This window comes from Pantoea sp. RCC30.1, assembly GCF_058148845.1.
This window is the reverse complement of record NZ_JBXUHX010000085.1, coordinates 273-574: the sequence shown is the minus strand read 5'-3', so window position 1 is coordinate 574 and position 302 is coordinate 273. Positions and strand designations below refer to the sequence as shown.

Below are 302 nucleotides of genomic sequence, written 5' to 3'. Positions count from 1 at the left end.
GACTTCTTTTCAGGCCCCTTCTCGGCCTTTCTGTGACCCTGTTTTTTCAGGCCGCGAACTGCGCCTGGTCGGGCCTGACCCCCACACGCTGGCCTTCGTACTCACGCAGCCTGCCCAGCAGGTCGGCCAGCGCGGCATTGACCACGGCGGCGAGGTTGCGGGGCGGCGTTCCGCCTGCGGTCTGGTCGTGCTTCACGTCGCGCAGCACGCGCACCAGCACCGCGCCCACGTCGTCGGACACGTCCCGGCCAGCGTCGGCGGCGCGGGTGATGTTCCAAATGAGTTTCCGCCAGAAGCCCAGC

1 protein-coding gene is annotated in these 302 nt (G+C 68.2%); it reads right to left on the bottom strand.

What is annotated here, in order from left to right; genetic code table 11:
• Nucleotides 1-46 precede the first annotated feature (46 nt).
• On the bottom strand, nucleotides 47-302 hold a 256-nt coding region (locus AC2LB6_RS24620; protein WP_490095475.1), incomplete at its 5' end, for a hypothetical protein.